Raw genomic sequence first — 17,972 nt, 5'->3', positions numbered from 1 at the left:
ACTATCATTCTTCCAGGAAAACGGGTTTCTTTATGCATTCATTTTTGGATATTTATGAGTTTTGCAACACCCTCAAGTCATTTAAAAATCCTATTATACTTCCACTAAAAAAATAAAAGCCAGCCTCAATAAAGAGAACTGACTTCTATTTGGATCATTATAGTTACTATAAAATTTTTACTTTAACAGTTTTTCTTCCCCAATTCATAGCTTTACTTTTTGACCCCATTAATACATCAATACGATTACCTTTAATTGCGCTTCCAGTATCACCAGCGATAGCTTCTCCATAACCTTCTACCCATACTTTAGATCCTAATGGGATTACTTTCGGATCAACTGCGATAATTCTTATATTCGGATTTGCCGTTAAATTATGCCCCATCGCAGTTAAAACGCGTCCACCATATGTACCATTTTCACTTGGATCAGCAGTATACGCTGTCGCTACTACCGTTAATTCACGTTTAGCAGACTGTATATTGTTTTTTGATACTTCTTTCGCTCTCTCTTCTTCTTTAGCCTTTGCTATTTCTCTTGCTCTCTCTTCTTCTTTAGCTTTTGCTATTTCTCTTGCTCTCTCTTCTTCTTTTGCTTTTGCTATTTCTCTTGCTTTCTCTTCTTCTTTTGCTTTTGCTATTTCTTTTGCTTTCTCTTCTTCTTTAGCTCTTGCTATTTCTCTTGCTTTCTCTTCTTCTTTAGCTTTTACTTCTTCTTTTACTTTTGCCTCTTCTTTAGGCTTTACTATTTCTTGCGCTTTCGGTTCTTCTTTAACTTTTACTTCTTCTTTTACTTTTGCCTCTTCTTTAGGCTTTACTATTTCTTGCGCTTTTACTTCTTCTTTTACTTTTGCCTCTTCTTTAGGCTTTACTATTTCTTGTGCTTTCGGTTCTTCTTTAACTTTTACTTCTTCTTTAGGCTTTACTATTTCTTGTGCTTTCGTTGTTTCTTTCGCTTTTGCTACTTTCTGCGTCTTTACTTCTTTCTTTTCTTTAACTGATTTTTGTACTTTCGCTACTTGATTCGTTTTCTCTTCAGTTTTCTTTTCAGTTGGTGCTGTACTTGATAGGAAAGAAACGTTTGCATAAGCAATTTTTCCTTTATACTCAAATTCCAACCATCCGTCTTTTACTTGATGCGTTGATTCAATTACATCATCTTTTTTTAGTCTGCCAAGAATTTCTGAATCTGTGTTTGCTTCGGTACGTACATTTAACAAATTCGCCGTTACATGATACACATCTTTTGTAAACTCCGAACTTACAAACACTTCTTTACCGTTCAATTCAATTTTTGACCAGCCATCTTCGGTATTGATGACTTTTAACTCTTGCCCATTCTTTACTTTTTCGACCACTTTTGATTCTGTAGTCGGTTTTTCACGTACGTTAAGTACATCTGCTGTTACGATTGTTTCTGCGGTAGCAGTTGTGGTAAACGCCCCCAATCCAAAAATAGTTGCTGTTGCTGCGCCAATTACTTTTTTCATATTAGCCTCCATTATATTTTTTTGAATTTTATCAAATGTCTCTGTAAAATTGTATAATTTTACATAATATCAAAACATTTGCAACAGTATATTAATACGGCTTAATATACTGTTATTAAAACTCCTCACTTCAATACTAACAAATTCTTATTTCTAATTCTATATATTATAAATCTCCTTATCTTTTATAAAAGCTTCATGCCCTTCTTCACACTAAATAGTTGTTGCAATTCCCGCCAAAAATAAACTTACGATTGCTAAAATTTGAGTAGCGACTATAGCCCCTCTTAAATGAAACTTATAATCTTTATATCCTTTCATACCTGCCGTACTAGGAATCACAACAAACCTTGGAGTAATCCAGCAAAAAATTAGCCAATCAATTATAAGTAAATCTACTAAATTGAAAATCATTAAAATACCAAAAGTGTGTAAATAAGCATCCATATACATTAATTTTTCATGCTTATGTAATATATATGTAGAAACGAAAGGACAACCGAAAAGAATAGCATTGTATACAATATTAAAGTAAATGGTTTGCTTTTTTTCATGAATCGATTTTGGAAAAACTACTTTTTGAATATCTTTCGGATAATCAGTTAATGAAAGTCGAGGATTATAATATAAGGACCCTAAAATCATTACGGATAGTACAATAGACATGATGACACCAACGTACATCATTTGCTCAAATTGATTCATATGCTTTATTCACCCTTTTCTGTAATTACTATGTTAATCATTCACTTAATTACACATTGTATGTACGTACATAATCAAAAATTAACATCTAGCTTTAATAGTGAAGCAAACAGATGTAAACGTACTAAAAGCAATGATTGATCCAAATAGTATCCCTTCTCGCAAAATTTTACTAAACGTAGGTTTTACATCGGAGAAAGTTTGTGAGATTGATGGATTACCTGGGGAAATTTTGAGCACATACATATAATTACAAAAAGGCAGTGCTACTTATGTAGCACTGCCTTTTTCTTTATTGGAATAATCCTTTTCCTTTATTCATTTACTTATAAAGTATTGTCAGTTCTTCTTTATGTTCTGTATTTCCACATTATAAATATTTCACGTCAAGGAGAGATGACTGAAATGAATAATCAAAAAATTGAACTTACTGGTCGTATCGTTACACCTAATGATCCTGATTATAATTCAGCGCGTGAAGAATTCAATACATTCTTCAACAAATTTCCGTTAATCATTATTTTTGCTCAAAATACGCAGGATGTAGTAAACGCTGTTCGCTGGTCAAGACTACATAACGTTCCTATACGCATGCGCTCTGGACGTCATAATTATGAGGCATTATCCGTCAGTAATGCTGGTCTTGTAATTGATGTAAGTGAAATGAAGCAATTAGAAATAGATCACAATAATGGAACTGTAACTATCGGGACTGGATGGAGAAATATTTCTTTAATTGAAACACTTGCAGCTGAAGGATTAGTTGTGCCGAGTGGTGTTTGTCCTACTCCCGGGATTGCAGGTGTTACTTTAGGTGGCGGACATAGTATTCTCTCTCGTCCGTTTGGATTAACTCTCGATCATTTACTTGAATTAGAAATGGTAGACGCGAATGGTTGTATAATACGCGCTAACGCCAAGTGTAACTCCGATCTCTATTGGGCTTCGCGCGGTGCTGGTGGTGGTAACTTTGGAATATGTACTTCGTTTAAGTTTCGAACACATAAAATTAATACGGTAGGATTTGCAGAAATAAGCTGGGGGATATCAGATTTAAAACCTGTATTAACCTCTTGGCAAAAATATACGCTACCTTGTGCTAATAAACGACTTACAACTACTCTTTTTATGTCTGCAGGATTAGAACCATCATTATTAATGCAAGGTGTATTTCTCGGTTCTGTACAAGAATTGCAGTCGCTACTACAGCCATTACTAGAAGCCGGTTCACCACTGCAAGTAACTATCGAAGAAATACCATGGGCAGAAGCAGCAGCGAAAATAGCTGAGAAGCAACCTGCAACACCTTTACCATTTAAAAGTGTTGGTCCATATGTATATGAACTATTACCAGAAGAAGGACTATCCATTATCGATCACTTTATTAATAATGCACCTCCCTTTTCCACCACCTCCGTATTTTTCCACGGATTAGGCGGTGCTGTTGCTGAGGTGCCAAATGAGGCGACTGCTTACTTTTACCGAAAAGCACTATCAAACATGTCAATATTCGCTACTTGGGAGCAACCAGAAGGTGCTGGTGGAAGTATTCGATGGGTTGAAGACTTCCGTTTGGCAATGCTTCCATTTACAAAAGGTGTCTATGTTAATACTCCTGACCTATCCATTAAAAATTGGCCAGATGCATACTTCAGTTGCAACTTTGACCGATTAATGGAAGTAAAAGCAAAATATGATCCGAAAAATGTCTTTAACTTTCCGCAAAGTATTCCGCTTTTTTAAACTATATATTCCACCTAATATATCAAAATATAAAACATCCATTTTTTAAATGGGTGTTTTATAAACTAAGTTTACATAACATAATTATTAGTTACTTTTTTTGCTAAATATCTATTCAACAATCCAAAGTAACACTTTCTCAAACTCTTTTTTGGGCAACATACTTTCTTTTATATAGCCATTCTTTTAATTGTACTTCATCCAAAGTTTCGTTCCCCTCTCGTGATCTTTCACACTATATTCGCTCGTTTTTCACAAAAGGTACATTTTACATGAAAATTTATTTATTACAATAAAAGTATAAGGTATATTTTTAAGAAAAGGAGGATTTCAAGAATGAATCAAGAGGATAAAATTTACGCTGAAAAAGTGTTGAAAAATCTATTCATCGGATCACAAGTTGATGGATTACAATTTGGTATTTCTCCAGCCGCTATAAAGATTCATTTCACAAACTTTCACGACTCAGTTGATTATGACGGACAATTATATATCAATATCGAATCCAAATGGTGTTTATTTAATAAACCTCAAAAAAGATACCCATTAAATGAAGATGAATTTGAAGTTTATTCTGAGGAAGAAGAATATGAAAGAATATTTAAGATAAGAAGACAAAAAGTTACCGATATACGACTCGGCTTAGAAAGCCCTCATTTAATTATTACATTAGAGAGTGGACAAATTATTTTTGTAAATGGTTTTCATGATTATTATGAATGATGGCAATCTGGTGTTCTATGTGAGCAATGGCTTGTAGTCGCTGCACCTGGGAATGAAATCGCCACTTGGGCTCCCGATGAGTTTATCGATAAATAAACTGTCTTCACGAAGAAGAACCGAAGATATTTTATGAACTACATAACTATTTCTATTACACTTAAACGAATGACCATTTTACTTTAATAGAACTCACTTTATTAAAGCTGAAAGGATGATAATGATGGCATGTGTCCATGATTTTGGAATAATTGACGATTTTACTTCTCAAAAAAATTACGAAGATTATACACCAGAGAAATATCATTGTATTTCTGTTGATGATGATATTATCAGTAGCTTAAATCGAAATTTATCAATTATGAAAACCTACTTTCATACAGTCAAAAATCAAGAACACGGTTTAGCTCATTACGGTATTACAATTATCCCGCCTGAATCATTAGCAATTTTCTATGAAACAGTTACATCTTCAAAGTTCTTCAGAAAATATGATGAGCTGAATGAGTTAGCTTCAAAAATTGTACAAGCCGCAGCAGAACAGAAGTACATGATCCATTATGGGGTTTAAATGTAATTCAAAAAATGCTTAGGATTTCTCCGAAGCATTTTTTGTATGTTACTAATAAATTTATTTCCTTAACCATTTAGTCCATGATTGAGCCTATGGCCCCACCTTTTACAAGTGAGGGCGCCCCTATTAATCTAAATAGGCGTCTCATTTCCAATTTTCCAGCTAAACCATTTCCCATGCCCTTCTGTTTCTCCAACCGTTTCACGATATTCGTTTCCGTTAATATAATAATCAATATGAAGGTCACGATCCCACATGTTGTTATAAAGGTGGAATACATCACGTTTTGCGCCAATTTCTTGTATTTGTTTTTCTAACTTATGTTTTACTTGTTCTGGTATTTGATTTGCGACGTGTGTATGGAAAATACAAATAACAGCTTCTTCACTTATGTGTTCAATTATAGATGATAATAGCTCTACACCGTCTCCTTCTATGAATTGGACAGATTCATTTTTCACTAAAGATGCAGCTTGATCAAACATCTCAAGCCTTTCTTTATGTTCTGGCCAAATTAAAGCACGTAACCATAAATAATCTTCCTCATTATGTAAATCATTCACATGTAAGTCCAGTCCGATTCTTTCTACGACAGATGGGCTTTCTTTTAGAAAATGCGGTACATTCTCCCCTTTTATTTCAGAAGTTACATGCACATTTGAATTTATATTTCCGTACATTTTATCCGTCCCGTACGAATAACTATATTGGTCCCAGAACAGTTGCAACCCAGAACTTGTCCCAATTTCAATTAACGCTAACGGCTTCTTCACTTTGTTAAATATGTAGCAGAAACTTGGGTATAAGTATGCACACCGTCTTACTTCATTCGTTTGAACGAGTTTCGTTTGCAACAATGTAATGATTTCTTCTCGGTACTCTTTACAGAAATCTTTAAAATGATCAAAAGCTTTATTTAAATTTGTATCGGCATTTTCAACTAAACTACTATAATACGTTTTTAAATGATGTTCTTTCCCTGCTAACAATAAATAATGTACTACACCTAATAGTAAGTTTGGGACTGGTTGACCTACCTGAGCACAGGACGATAGTGTAAGTACTTCCTCATCTTCAGCAATTTTCATTGATAAATATTCATATAAATCACTTGATCCTTTACATTCCTTTATTGAAAAGTTTCGAAATAAGTTTGAAATTTGTTCTTTTGTACACATTAGAGTCCCTCCTTTTTATTTTTCAGAATAATCTTACCATTACAGAAAGAATAATCCCATAAAAAGGTACTCGATTTAGTCACTTAAGGATACGTAAGCTTTTTCGAGATAATTTCAAACTGTAATTTTTTTCTATTTATCACCTTAAAAGAGCTTGTTAAATAAGATTTTTAGCGAATAAAACGTTAAATAGTTTAAAATTATCAGATAACACTAGATATTTTAGTCTATTAATTATTATAATAGAGTATGAGATGGTTATATAATTGAGACAAAAAAGGTATACACCTAGGTGGGGCCTAGGCGGTGTTTCTCTTTTACGGCTTAGACATAGAAAACACCTACACTTTTTTGCCAATATAGGGGATGGAGAGATTATCATGAGCAACATGCAGCAAAAAACAGACGTTATCTTAATTGGTGCAGGAATTATGAGTGCAACGTTAGGCTCATTACTAAAAGAATTAGCACCAGAATGGGAAATTAAAGTTTTTGAAAAACTCGCAAGTGCCGGGGAAGAAAGCTCTAACGAATGGAATAATGCAGGTACAGGGCATTCTGCGCTATGCGAACTGAACTATACTTCCGAAAAACCTGACGGATCTATAGATATTAGTAAGGCTGTAAAAGTGAATGAGCAATTCCAGCTTTCAAGACAATTTTGGGCATATCTTGTAAAGAGCAAATTAATTCGTAATCCACAAGATTTTATTATGCCACTACCTCATATGAGTTTAGTACAAGGCGAAAAAAATGTTGAATTTCTAAAAAACCGTTTTGAAGCGCTTTCAAAAAATCCACTGTTTCAAGGAATGGAATTTTCCGATGCTCCTGAAACATTAAAAAAATGGCTTCCACTCATTATGGAAGGCCGCACATCTAATGAATCGATGGCGGCAACGAAGATTGACTCTGGAACAGATGTTAACTTCGGTGCATTAACACGTATGTTGTTTGATTACTTAAAAACAAAAAATGTCGAGCTAAACTACAAGCATAGTGTTGAAAATATTAAGCGCACGAAAAATGGTTTGTGGGACGTGAAAGTACACGATATGAATAGTGGTAAAATTGAGCATCATACTGCTAAATTCGTCTTTATTGGCGGCGGTGGCGGTAGTCTACCTCTACTTCAAAAGACTGGTATCCCTGAATCAAAGCATATCGGTGGATTCCCGGTAAGTGGACTATTTATGGTATGTAAAAACCAAAAAGTTGTAGAGCAGCATCATGCGAAAGTGTACGGTAAAGCTAAAGTTGGTGCTCCGCCAATGTCTGTACCTCATCTAGATACGAGATATATAGACAATAAAAAAGCTTTACTGTTTGGACCATTCGCAGGCTTTTCACCTAAATTCTTAAAAACTGGTTCAAATCTTGACTTAATCGGTTCTGTAAAACCGAATAACGTCTTAACGATGTTAGCCGCTGGTGTAAAAGAAATGGGACTTACAAAATACTTAATTCAGCAAGTTATGTTATCGCACGAAAAACGTATGGAAGAGTTACGCGAATTCATTCCGAACGCGAAAAGTGAAGATTGGGATATTGTAGTTGCTGGACAACGTGTACAAGTAATTAAAGATACTGATGCTGGCGGTAAAGGAACACTTCAATTTGGTACAGAAGTAGTAAGTGCAGCTGACGGCTCAATCGCCGCATTACTAGGTGCATCACCAGGTGCTTCTACTGCTGTTCACGTCATGCTTGAAGTATTAGAAAAATGTTTCCCAAGCCGCATGGTAGAATGGGAAGAAAAAATAAAAGAAATGATTCCTTCATATGGCATTTCACTAACTGAAAATCCAAGATTGTTCCAAGATCTTCACACTTCGACTGGTCGTACACTTGGATTAAACGAAAAAGAAACTGTTCATAATTAATGAAGAAATAAAAAAAACGTCCGATATATTCGGACGTTTTTTTGTCTACTAAAAATTATACTTATCAATATTATCTTTCGTAAATACAACTCGTTCTGGCAATACGATAATTCCGTTTCCTTCTGCCTCATAATCATATCCTTGAATGGAGTTTGGCTCTACTTTCACTTTTCCGATTCCTTTTACTTCAAAGCTATCCCCTACTTTTAACTTCTTTCCTTTTACAACAATTTCATTTGCTACATAAGTTGCCAACGCACCTTGCTGTTTGACATCCCATAATCCGAATTGTTGTACTGTTCCTCGTTTTACATAATCACGCATAACGTTCGGTGTAGAAAATCCAGTTACCACTACTTTTTTATCCATTTTTAAGTTTTCAGCTGCTTGCGCCATGGCTGGGAGTGCTGTTGCATCTGGACAAATAACTGCGTTAATATCTGGATACGTTTTTAATATGTTCTCCCCTACGGATAAAGATTTTTGTGCATTATTTTCACCATACTGCGTCGTTACAATTTCCCAGTTCGGATATTTCTTTTTAATAATTTCTTTCGCTTTCGTTACCCATTGGTTTTGATCCGTTACTGTTGGACTAGAATAAAAGAACGCTACTTTCCCTTTGTCTCCAATTTGCTTGGAAGTCATTTCAATTAATAAGTTAGCAAGTTGGTCTGGTGTCCCTTGACTTATATAAAAAGAACGGTCTTTCGGATTCACATCAGAATCCCACGTTAAGACAGTCATTCCTTTTTTCTTAGCACGTTGCAATGATTGCGATAAACCATCAACTGATGTAGAGGAAACCATAAGTGCATCATAATTTTGGTTAATAAAATTATTTATATACTTTACTTGCCCTGATACACTCGCTTCAGACGGCCCATCATATTTCACTTGTACGCCTAGCTTATCTCCCATCTCCTTTGCTCCTTCACCGCCCGATGTAAAGAAGCCAACTCCAGTTAATTTCGGGATAAATGCAAATTTCACATCATCAGCCTTTTTCTTATCTGCCGTTTGGCTAGAACACGCAATTAAACCGATTAAACAAATGCATACAATCAATACAATCCCTAGTTTTCTCTTCATGACATTTCCCCCTTATGCAAATTCTTTCTTTTCTCCGGTATGAATTGATGTAATTTGAAATGTCTCATAATAACTGAAAGAATAAGGATAATACCTATTACGACATTTGATTGTTCATTTGTTAAGCCTGTCATTTGTAGGCCATATTGCATAAGGCCTATAAAAATACTTGCAAGTACAGTACCGAAAATACTTCCTTTTCCACCTGTAATAAGTGTCCCTCCTAATACGACTGCTGTAATGATTGGTAAAATTGTTTCATTTCCCATATCAGCACGTGCGGAACCAAAATATGCGGTTAAGAAAGCACCTCCTAATCCACCTCCTAACCCAGAAAGTATGTAAGCGATAATGACTACTTTTTTCGTTTTAATCCCGGTGTATTTTGCTGTATTTTCATTCGCACCTGTTAATTTTACGTAGCGTCCATATATCGTTCGGTGAAACAAAATTGTGTATACAATTGTTAATGAAATAAGTAACCATAATAAATTGGGTATTCCTATAAAACTACCATTTGCTAGTTGTACATAAGTATCAGGTAAACCGCTTATCCCTTCATATCCAGAAGCACCCACCCCTCCTGAAATGACAAGCGCAATTCCTCCGTATAAAAACATCGTTCCGAGTGTAACGACGAGTGGTTCTACATCTGTCATTTTTATAATGAGTCCGTTTAAAGCGCCTGCTAAACAACTAATTATTAGGGCGATTATGACAGCAAACAAAATAGGTATTCCGTTCATCCAAAGTACACCAATCAAGATCGAAGTGAGCCCCATTATTGATCCGACCGATACATCAATTCCTCCTGTTACAATAACGAAAGTCATTGGTATCGCCGCAATTGCGATAAATAGGAAATCATTTGTACTAAAAAGGAGATTACTAATATTTAAGAAATCACTATTTATAAAACTAAAAAGGATGAATTCTATAAGAAGTAATACAATTAGAACCCCTTCCCATCTATATAAATACTTCATAGATTCATCCTCCTTTTTGCCTTCCACTTTTTCATAACACTATCTAATATGATGATGAGTAATAATAAAAAGCCTGAAATGGCATTATTCCAAAATGCTGGTATTTTTAAAAAGACGAGTGAGCTGCTTATCACTTCTAGAAACAAAGCTCCTAATGCGGCTCCAAATATAGAACCTGTTCCTCCTTTTAAATGAATTCCTCCTAGTACAGCGGCTGCGATTACTTGTAATTCTAATCCTGTACCTGTTTGATTTGGGACGAACCCGATATTCATAACAAATATGCAACCAGCGAGCGCAGCGCTTATGCCTGAAATCATAAACGCATATATCTTCACTTGATTAACAGGTATACCAATGAGTCTCGCACCATCTTCATTGTCACCTACCGCATAGAAGTATCTTCCCAATGGCACTTTTCTTAAAAAGAAGTATAGTAGTAGTAAAATAATAAAAACGAACCATACAGTTATAGGTAAACCAAGAATGATGATAGATGACAGCTGCTTAAAATCGTTTGGAATATCTTCAATCCACTTCCCGCCTGTGAAGATTAACATTGCACCTCTAATAATTCCTAACATGCCTAATGTCATAATAATGGCTGGTACCCGAAACTTCGCAACTCCAATACCATTTACGAAACCGATAATGGCCCCAAGTATAATAGCTACAAATATCGACAAGAATGCACTATCCCCATTCGTTAACATCATTCCGCAAACTGCTGCACTTAACCCCATGCTTGAACCAACTGATACATCTATATTTTTCGTAAATAAGACGAACGATTGACCGATTGCTAGCACGACTAAAATAACGCTTGATTTCATCAGTAAAGATAACGAGTTAAACTGAACAAAACTAGGATTTATTATACCAACAATGGCTATATAAATTAGTAGTAACAGTATGATAGACGTTTCGTGCACTTTATACATACGTTTCATTCCATTACACCTCCGTATGCAAGACGTGTAACTTCTTCTACACTTATTTGTTCTTTCTCCAAATGAGAAACAAATTGACCATTTCGCATGACGTATACACGGTTAGCTAATTGGACAATTTCCTCAACATCTGAAGAAATTAATAATATGGCGAGTCCTTCCCTTTTCATTTTTTCTATCGTCTCATACACTTCAAGCCTCGCTTTTGCATCAATTCCGCGAGTTGGTTCATCAAGAATAATGATTTTTGGATTACACGCGAGATATTTCGCAAGTGCGACTTTTTGCTGATTACCTCCCGATAAAGATGTAAGTTCTTCATTCATACTTGATACAACAATTTGGAACTTTTCTATAAATGACTTCACTAAAGCGCTTTCTTTTTCTCGGTTAATAAAAAAGCGATTATTGTGCTGTAAACATGCTGCAGTAACATTTTCTTTGACAGATACAATTGAGAAAATTCCATTTCTCGCCCTATCTTCCGGCACATAAACGAGCCCTTCACTTAGTCTTTTATGCAAAGAACATGTATCAATTGATTTTCCTTCTAATAAAATAGAACCTGATTTTATAGCTTTCAATCCGAATATCGCTTCCGCTAATTCCGTTCTGCCAGATCCTATAATGCCAGCAACACCTACAACCTCACCCGCATGTACAGTGAATGATATATTTTCGAATGCGTGACCATTTATATCAACCACTTCTAATATTTTTTTCGTCTTTGCTGTCTCTTGAACTACTTCTATTTTCTCTTTCTGTTTATATCCTTTTGGCAATAGTCCCTCCATCAGCATGTCATATGTATAGTCACATACATCACCTTGGCTTACAACCATTCCATCACGTAGTATTGCTACTTTGTTGGCAATTTCAAAGATTTCTGGAAAACGATGCGTAATATAAATCATCCCAATTCCTTTTTCTTGTAAACTTTTCATCAACACAAAAAGACTCTTAATTTCGTGTGTTGTTAATGTCGATGTTGGCTCATCTAGAATAAGAATCTCAGCTTCTCTTATTAATCCTCTAACGATTTCTACTAACTGTTGCTGCGCAATGGATAATGATGCTCCTAACTCATAAAGGTCAATATCCCACCCTAGACTGTTAATCAATTGCTGAATCTGTACTCTTAGTTTCTTTTTCTTTTCTTTTAACCCGATACATATATTTTCTTCAATAGTCATATGCGGAAAAACGAGTGGTTCTTGCGGTATTAAATAAATACCTTTTCTATGTGCTTCTGACGGATTGGAAAACTGTTGCTTAATTCCTTTTACATACATCTCTCCATCATCATACGAATATAACCCCGTTAATATTTTCATTAATGTTGATTTCCCGGCGCCATTCCCCCCCACTAAAGCGTATATATCTCCACGCTCTACTTGTAAGTTCACTTCTTTTAATACAAGTTGATTTAAAAACGCCTTACTCATTTTCTTTATTTGTAATAAAGGTACGTTCTCCACATGATGTCACCTGCCTTTATCCAGAACATTTTTTGAGAAAATGATTATTTGTTCTACTTGTTTTGTAGCATTGTATATTCCTTTTTTTATATCTAGAACACTTTTTTCAATGTACTATTAATCGTTTCAACTGGAATAAACAAAATATGTGACACATATGTTTAAGCATTGGTCAATTGTTGAAAGGGATGAAGAGTATGTCACAGCTGAACTTTGAAGAAAATTTATTAACTAAAGTAGCTTGGTACTATTATAAAGATCAATTAACACAACAAGAGATTGCTTCACTCCTTCATATTTCAAGAAATAAAGTCGTCCGGTTATTAGATAAGGCACGCAGTGAAGGTATCGTTACATTTCACGTAAAAGGGACCGGTTTTCATTGCTTGAGCATTGAACGTGACTTAATGAAAAAGTTCCACTTGAAAGATGCCTTTATTATCCCTACTCCAATAGACAATTATGCTACTTCTCTCGGAAAAGCCGCTGCACAATATTTAGAGACTCATCTCCAACAAGGTGATTTACTCGGCATCGGCTGGGGTGAAACAATAAGTAAAATGCTAGAAAACATTCATTTTGAAAGTTCTATTAATCTTTCATTCGTAACGCTAACAGGCGGAGTAAACCACTATCTTCCAAGAAAACAAAACTATTTACACTACATGCAAGGTGATCTTCATATTATTCCTACTCCTTTTCTAGCATCTTCTACTGAAATGGCACAAAGTATTTTATCAGAACCAAGTGTGAAAGATATGCTTCATGTCGCTTCACTTGCACATACGGCAGTTGTCGGTATTGGCGGGTTATCTCAAGACGCTACGATTGTAAAAGAAGAAAAATTAACGCTACGTGAAATGACATATATTCGAAGTCAAAATGGGGCGGGCGATATTTTAGGACAGTTTTATAATACGAATGGTGATTTATTAGAGCTCTCGCATCATAATCGTCTAATTGGCACACCACTTACGATTCTTCGCAGCATGAAGCATGTCATTGGTGTGGCTGGAGGTACTCAAAAGATAGATGCCATTTATGGGGCTTTAAAAGGGAAATTTATTCATACATTGATTACTGATGAAGAAACTGCGCTCTCCTTATTAAGAAAGGAAGGTGATTCTTAATGTCTACTTTATTAGCTTTCGATGCTGGTACAGGAAGCATTCGAGCTGTTCTTTTTGATTTACATGGCAATCAAATTGCAGTAAGTCAAAAAGAATGGGTTCATAAAACTGATCCTCGTTACCCCGGTTCTATGAATTTTGATGTAGAAGAAAACTGGCAACTTGTACAACAGTGTACGAAAGAAGTTCTGCAAAAAAGTAATATACTTCCCTCTTCTATTCAAGCTATTAGCGCTACAAGTATGCGAGAAGGTTTTGTTTTATATGATAAAAATGGGCAAGAAATATGGGCATGTGCAAATGTTGATGGCCGTGCATCCGCTGAAGTTAGTGAACTAAAAGAAATCCGCTCACATCTTGAAGAAGATTTATACAGAAAATCTGGGCAAACTTTTTCATTAGGTGCTTTACCACGTCTACTTTGGATTAAAAAACATGAACCAGACATCTACAACAATATTCAATCCTTTTCGATGTTAAATGATTGGATTTTGTATAAATTAAGCGGCGTACTGCAAATCGATCCTTCCAACGGTTGTACGTCCGGAATCTTTGATTTACAAAATAGAAATTGGGATAACGAAGTCGCTAAAGAATGTGGTATAACGTTGCCATTTTCACCAACAGTAAATGAAGCTGGCACTGTAATTGGTAATGTTACAAAAGAGTGTGCAGCACTAACTGGTTTACTTGAAGGGATTCCTGTCGTCGCAGGTGGCGGTGATGCTCAAATGGCAGCACTCGGGACTGGAGTCGTAAAGCCAAATCAAACTTTAATATGCGGCGGCAGCTTTTGGCAACAGGAAGTGAATATTACAGAGTCAACAACGGATCCAAATGCTGCAATTCGAGTAAATTGTCACGTCGTTCCGAACCTTTGGCAATATGAAACGATTGCCTTTTTCCCTGGCCTCGTTATGCGTTGGTTTCGAGACGCTTTTTGCCAAGAAGAAAAAAAGTTCGCTGAAAAACTCGGTGTAGACGCTTATGAATTATTAGAAGAACAAGCGAAAGACGTACCTGTCGGTTCATATGGTATTATCCCTACTTTTTCAAACGTTATGAACTACATTTCTTGGCGTCATGCCGCACCTTCATTCTTAAATTTAAGTTTAGACGCTGACAAATGCGGAAAAAAAGAAATGTTCCGTGCTATTGAAGAAAATGCGGCCTTCGTTACACTTGGAAACTTAAAACTAATTGAAAATCTTACTGGTACATTCCCTTCTGAAGTTGTTTTTGCTGGCGGTGCCGCTAAAGGGAAACTATGGCCACAAATTCTATCAGACGTACTCGGCATTCCTGTAAAAGTACCAGTTGTGAAAGAAGCAGCTGCTTTAGGAACTGCAATTGCTGCTGGAGTTGGCGCTGGCATATATTCATCTATGGAAGAGACTGCCGAACAATTTGTACAGTGGGAAAATACATTTGAACCAATCACTGAAAATCACGAGCTATACAAAGAATTCTATGAAACATGGAAAACCGTGTATAGCAGTCAGCTCGCTTTAGCTGATAAAGGACTTACAACACATATGTGGATTGCACCTGGTGCACTTCATTTACATAAAGGAGTGAACTGTATGTTAAAAGCGAATGAAAATGATTTCTCCTATCGCTTCGGTGATAACGGGCCGAAATATTTAATACAAGGCCCAAATATTGATCTTGGCCTTGTTGTCATTCAACCGGGCCAGGAGTTTCAAAACCATTATCATACGACGTGCGAAGAGGTCTTTTATGCATTAGAAGGTGAAATAGATTTCTATGTGAATAATGAAAGAGTTCCAATTAAACAAGGTGATGTCCTGCAAGTTCGTCCTCATGAATCTCACTATCTTATTAACCATTCTGACAAACCTTTTAAAGCTGTTTTTATAAAGTCACCACATTTACCAAATAAAGATACGGTACAAACGGAAAATCCAACATTAACGAAGGAGTGATTTTGAATGACTTGGGGATTTAAAAATCGATTAAATACAATTTTACCTGATGGTAGAGCGGTTATGTTAGCAATAGATCACGGCTACTTTTTAGGGCCAATTCACGGGCTAGAACAACCACTTGAAACAGTTAAAAACTTACTTCCTTATACAGACTCCCTCTTTTTAACACGCGGTGTACTTAGCTCCTGCATTCCTGAAAACTGCAGCACACCGATGGTTATGCGTGTATCTGGCGGAGCTACTGTCGTCGGTAAAGATTTAGCGAATGAAACAATTGTTACACCTGTGAAGGAAGCAGTGAAGCAAAACGCAATTGGCGTTGGCGTTTCTGTTTTTGTCGGATCAGACTATGAAACACAAACTGTTACAAATCTCGCAAATGTAGTTTCTGAAGCTCATGATTACGGCCTACCAGTACTCGGCATTACCGCAGTCGCAAAGGAATTACAAAAACGTGAAGCTCGCTTTCTAGCACTTGCTTCCCGCGTATGTGTTGAAATGGGTGCTGATATTATTAAAACGTATTACTGCGAAGGATTCGAAAAAATAACGAGCACATGCCCTGCCCCAGTCGTCATCGCGGGCGGCCCAAAACTAGATTCAATTGAAGACGCATTAAACATTACGTACAATGCATTGCAAGAAGGCGCTATCGGAGTAGACATGGGCCGAAACATATGGCAATCCGAGCACCCAGCTGCGATGATTCAAGCAATACATGGTATTGTGAAAAATGGATTGAATGTGAAAGAGGCACTTGAACTTTATGATGATGTGAAGAATTAATGTGAAAAGACAGACTATTTATTAGTCTGTCTTTTTTGTTAAAATAAAGTAAAGGAGGAATGATTATGCGAAGAATGACTTTCGAACGTCCTACCAATCATTACGATGAACGCTTATACTCTATTGATGAAAAAATTTGCGCCCTATTAAAAGAACGAAAAGAACTTTCAGGTGGTGACCCAGGTTTTCCATATGATGAAGCGATTTATAAATGGGCTAAGCAATTCGAATTTTATCCAGACTATCTAAACTCATTATTCTCTTCCATGATGGATGAAGAAGAATTTAAACCTCGCGTTGAACCAACTGAGTTTAAAAAACATGTACCTGTTTTTAAAACTTATGAACATAATGGCGTCATGTATACTGTTACTTTTATTCGGCAATATGCAAATGCTAGTGTAGTTTATTTATATAGCGATTGGGATTCCACGGATGAAGCTTTTATTGAAAATAAGCCTCATTGTTTCTTCCAATTATCAATAGATGATACATACGATTGCTGGTCAGAAGGTGGTGGCGGCACCGATGGACATATGAATCATCAATTCGTTGTATCTCCTGTCCTTCCTGATAATTTGTCTGGAATAAGCTTTCGATTTAAAGAACTCAGTATGCCGTTTAGGAAAGATCAAGCTGTGCTTGAATTTGAAATTCAGATAGACAAATAAGGTGAGACTTTAATCAATCCACAAATAGTAAGATAAATAAGGTAATAAAATAAACAAGCCCCTTTCCAAACTGGATAAGGGGCTAAATATACATCTTCAAATGATTACTCTTGGTGATTACTTATTAAGCTTTGAAACTTTCTTACCTTCTCTATAATCAAGACAAGACACTTCAATTAATAAGCCATTAAATACTGTAAAATAAAAACCATAACTACTACCTCGCATCGAATAAGGTTCCTTATCTATTTCAATGCCGCCTGCTACTAAACGATTATACGCTTGATCAACTTCATTTGAAGTATCCACTAAAAAACCAATATGAAAAGCTTCAGGATACATAACTTCCTTATTTCCCTTAAATGCTTTTGGATCGCTCAGCACAAGTATAAATCCACTTTCATCACTCATCACTACTAGTGCCTTTCCCTTTTGCTCCAAAAATTGAAAATCAAAAAATGTTTCAAAGAAATGTCTCGCTTCCGATAAATCATCAACACATAAATTTAAATGATTCAGCTTCATGTACTCATCTCCTTTTAAACAGAAGGTATATAGACTCATTTTCATAACACTTAAATATGTAAGGCAAGATATTCAAGCGTTCCATCTAAGAATATGCTTTATAAGTCTAATAT

14 protein-coding genes and 4 pseudogenes are annotated in these 17,972 nt (G+C 35.8%); 10 read left to right on the top strand and 8 right to left on the bottom strand.

What is annotated here, in order from left to right; translation table 11 throughout:
- Positions 1 to 166: 166 nt before the first annotated feature.
- Together entB and ACQRBL_RS15495 are read right to left on the bottom strand one after the other, a co-directional pair.
- Positions 167 to 1,489 (bottom strand): cell wall-binding protein EntB, encoded by a 1,323-nt coding sequence (gene entB / locus ACQRBL_RS15500; protein ID WP_427734858.1) that lies wholly within the window; start codon positions 1,487 to 1,489, stop codon positions 167 to 169.
- A 213-nt stretch (positions 1,490 to 1,702) separates the two neighbouring features.
- Positions 1,703 to 2,194, bottom strand: a complete 492-nt coding sequence (locus tag ACQRBL_RS15495) for a hypothetical protein (protein ID WP_001071236.1) — start codon at positions 2,192 to 2,194, stop codon at positions 1,703 to 1,705.
- Between the two features lie 97 nt (positions 2,195 to 2,291).
- On the opposite strand from ACQRBL_RS15495, the pseudogene ACQRBL_RS15490 reads away from it, so the two are divergent.
- The 4 genes and pseudogenes from ACQRBL_RS15490 to ACQRBL_RS15475 form a co-directional block, all read left to right on the top strand.
- Positions 2,292 to 2,444: pseudogene (locus tag ACQRBL_RS15490) on the top strand (GNAT family N-acetyltransferase); the annotation flags it as partial.
- A 155-nt stretch (positions 2,445 to 2,599) separates the two neighbouring features.
- A complete protein-coding gene (locus tag ACQRBL_RS15485; RefSeq protein WP_411995927.1) occupies positions 2,600 to 3,937 on the top strand; it encodes an FAD-binding oxidoreductase in 1,338 nt (445 codons plus the stop codon).
- A 336-nt stretch (positions 3,938 to 4,273) separates the two neighbouring features.
- Positions 4,274 to 4,756: pseudogene (locus ACQRBL_RS15480) on the top strand (hypothetical protein).
- 121 nt (positions 4,757 to 4,877) lie between these two features.
- Entirely contained in the window at positions 4,878 to 5,228 is a 351-nt protein-coding gene (locus ACQRBL_RS15475) for a hypothetical protein (protein ID WP_003270899.1), read from the top strand.
- Positions 5,229 to 5,362: 134 nt separating this feature from the next.
- On the opposite strand, the gene ACQRBL_RS15470 is transcribed toward ACQRBL_RS15475, so the two are convergent.
- Complete coding sequence (locus ACQRBL_RS15470; protein WP_223617878.1) at positions 5,363 to 6,409, bottom strand: DUF2332 domain-containing protein; 1,047 nt, start codon at positions 6,407 to 6,409, stop codon at positions 5,363 to 5,365.
- Between the two features lie 380 nt (positions 6,410 to 6,789).
- On the opposite strand from ACQRBL_RS15470, the gene ACQRBL_RS15465 reads away from it, so the two are divergent.
- Positions 6,790 to 8,292, top strand: a complete 1,503-nt coding sequence (locus ACQRBL_RS15465) for a malate:quinone oxidoreductase (protein WP_023522282.1) — start codon at positions 6,790 to 6,792, stop codon at positions 8,290 to 8,292.
- Positions 8,293 to 8,340: 48 nt separating this feature from the next.
- On the opposite strand, the gene lsrB is transcribed toward ACQRBL_RS15465, so the two are convergent.
- Genes lsrB through ACQRBL_RS15445 form a run of 4 tightly spaced genes read right to left on the bottom strand, consistent with a single transcriptional unit; the run spans position 8,341 to position 12,798 of the window.
- Complete coding sequence (gene lsrB, locus ACQRBL_RS15460) at positions 8,341 to 9,384, bottom strand: autoinducer 2 ABC transporter substrate-binding protein LsrB (RefSeq protein WP_000823652.1); 1,044 nt, start codon at positions 9,382 to 9,384, stop codon at positions 8,341 to 8,343.
- Positions 9,381 to 10,370: an ABC transporter permease subunit gene (locus ACQRBL_RS15455; protein ID WP_153592229.1), complete on the bottom strand. Its 990-nt coding sequence runs from the start codon at positions 10,368 to 10,370 to the stop codon at positions 9,381 to 9,383. The genes lsrB and ACQRBL_RS15455 overlap by 4 nt, the downstream gene beginning before the upstream one ends.
- Positions 10,367 to 11,320: an ABC transporter permease subunit gene (locus ACQRBL_RS15450; protein WP_223617880.1), complete on the bottom strand. Its 954-nt coding sequence runs from the start codon at positions 11,318 to 11,320 to the stop codon at positions 10,367 to 10,369. Before ACQRBL_RS15450 ends, ACQRBL_RS15455 begins: the two co-directional genes overlap by 4 nt.
- The gene (locus ACQRBL_RS15445; protein WP_411995928.1) at positions 11,317 to 12,798 is read right to left on the bottom strand and encodes a sugar ABC transporter ATP-binding protein; all 1,482 of its coding nucleotides are present in this window, start codon (positions 12,796 to 12,798) and stop codon (positions 11,317 to 11,319) included. The genes ACQRBL_RS15450 and ACQRBL_RS15445 overlap by 4 nt, the downstream gene beginning before the upstream one ends.
- Before the next feature lie 179 nt (positions 12,799 to 12,977).
- On the opposite strand from ACQRBL_RS15445, the gene ACQRBL_RS15440 reads away from it, so the two are divergent.
- From ACQRBL_RS15440 to ACQRBL_RS15420, 5 genes and pseudogenes are all read left to right on the top strand, one after another.
- Positions 12,978 to 13,928 (top strand): sugar-binding transcriptional regulator, encoded by a 951-nt coding sequence (locus ACQRBL_RS15440; protein WP_142254770.1) that lies wholly within the window; start codon positions 12,978 to 12,980, stop codon positions 13,926 to 13,928.
- Positions 13,928 to 15,469: pseudogene (gene lsrK, locus ACQRBL_RS15435) on the top strand (autoinducer-2 kinase); the annotation flags it as partial. The gene ACQRBL_RS15440 and the pseudogene lsrK, both read left to right, overlap by 1 nt.
- Before the next feature lie 42 nt (positions 15,470 to 15,511).
- Entirely contained in the window at positions 15,512 to 15,874 is a 363-nt protein-coding gene (locus tag ACQRBL_RS15430) for a cupin domain-containing protein (protein ID WP_000909986.1), read from the top strand.
- A 6-nt stretch (positions 15,875 to 15,880) separates the two neighbouring features.
- Positions 15,881 to 16,663: a 3-hydroxy-5-phosphonooxypentane-2,4-dione thiolase gene (gene lsrF, locus ACQRBL_RS15425; RefSeq protein ID WP_000219782.1), complete on the top strand. Its 783-nt coding sequence runs from the start codon at positions 15,881 to 15,883 to the stop codon at positions 16,661 to 16,663.
- Between the two features lie 65 nt (positions 16,664 to 16,728).
- Positions 16,729 to 17,334, top strand: a complete 606-nt coding sequence (locus ACQRBL_RS15420; RefSeq protein WP_411995929.1) for a hypothetical protein — start codon at positions 16,729 to 16,731, stop codon at positions 17,332 to 17,334.
- Positions 17,335 to 17,438: 104 nt separating this feature from the next.
- Here the strand turns inward: ACQRBL_RS15420 and ACQRBL_RS15415 are convergent.
- Positions 17,439 to 17,859, bottom strand: a pseudogene (locus ACQRBL_RS15415) (VOC family protein).
- Positions 17,860 to 17,972: the final 113 nt, after the last annotated feature.

Source organism: Bacillus sp. AF62, assembly GCF_050312695.1.
GTDB lineage: Bacteria > Bacillota > Bacilli > Bacillales > Bacillaceae_G > Bacillus_A > Bacillus_A cereus.
This window is presented reverse-complemented; position numbering and strand designations above follow the sequence as displayed.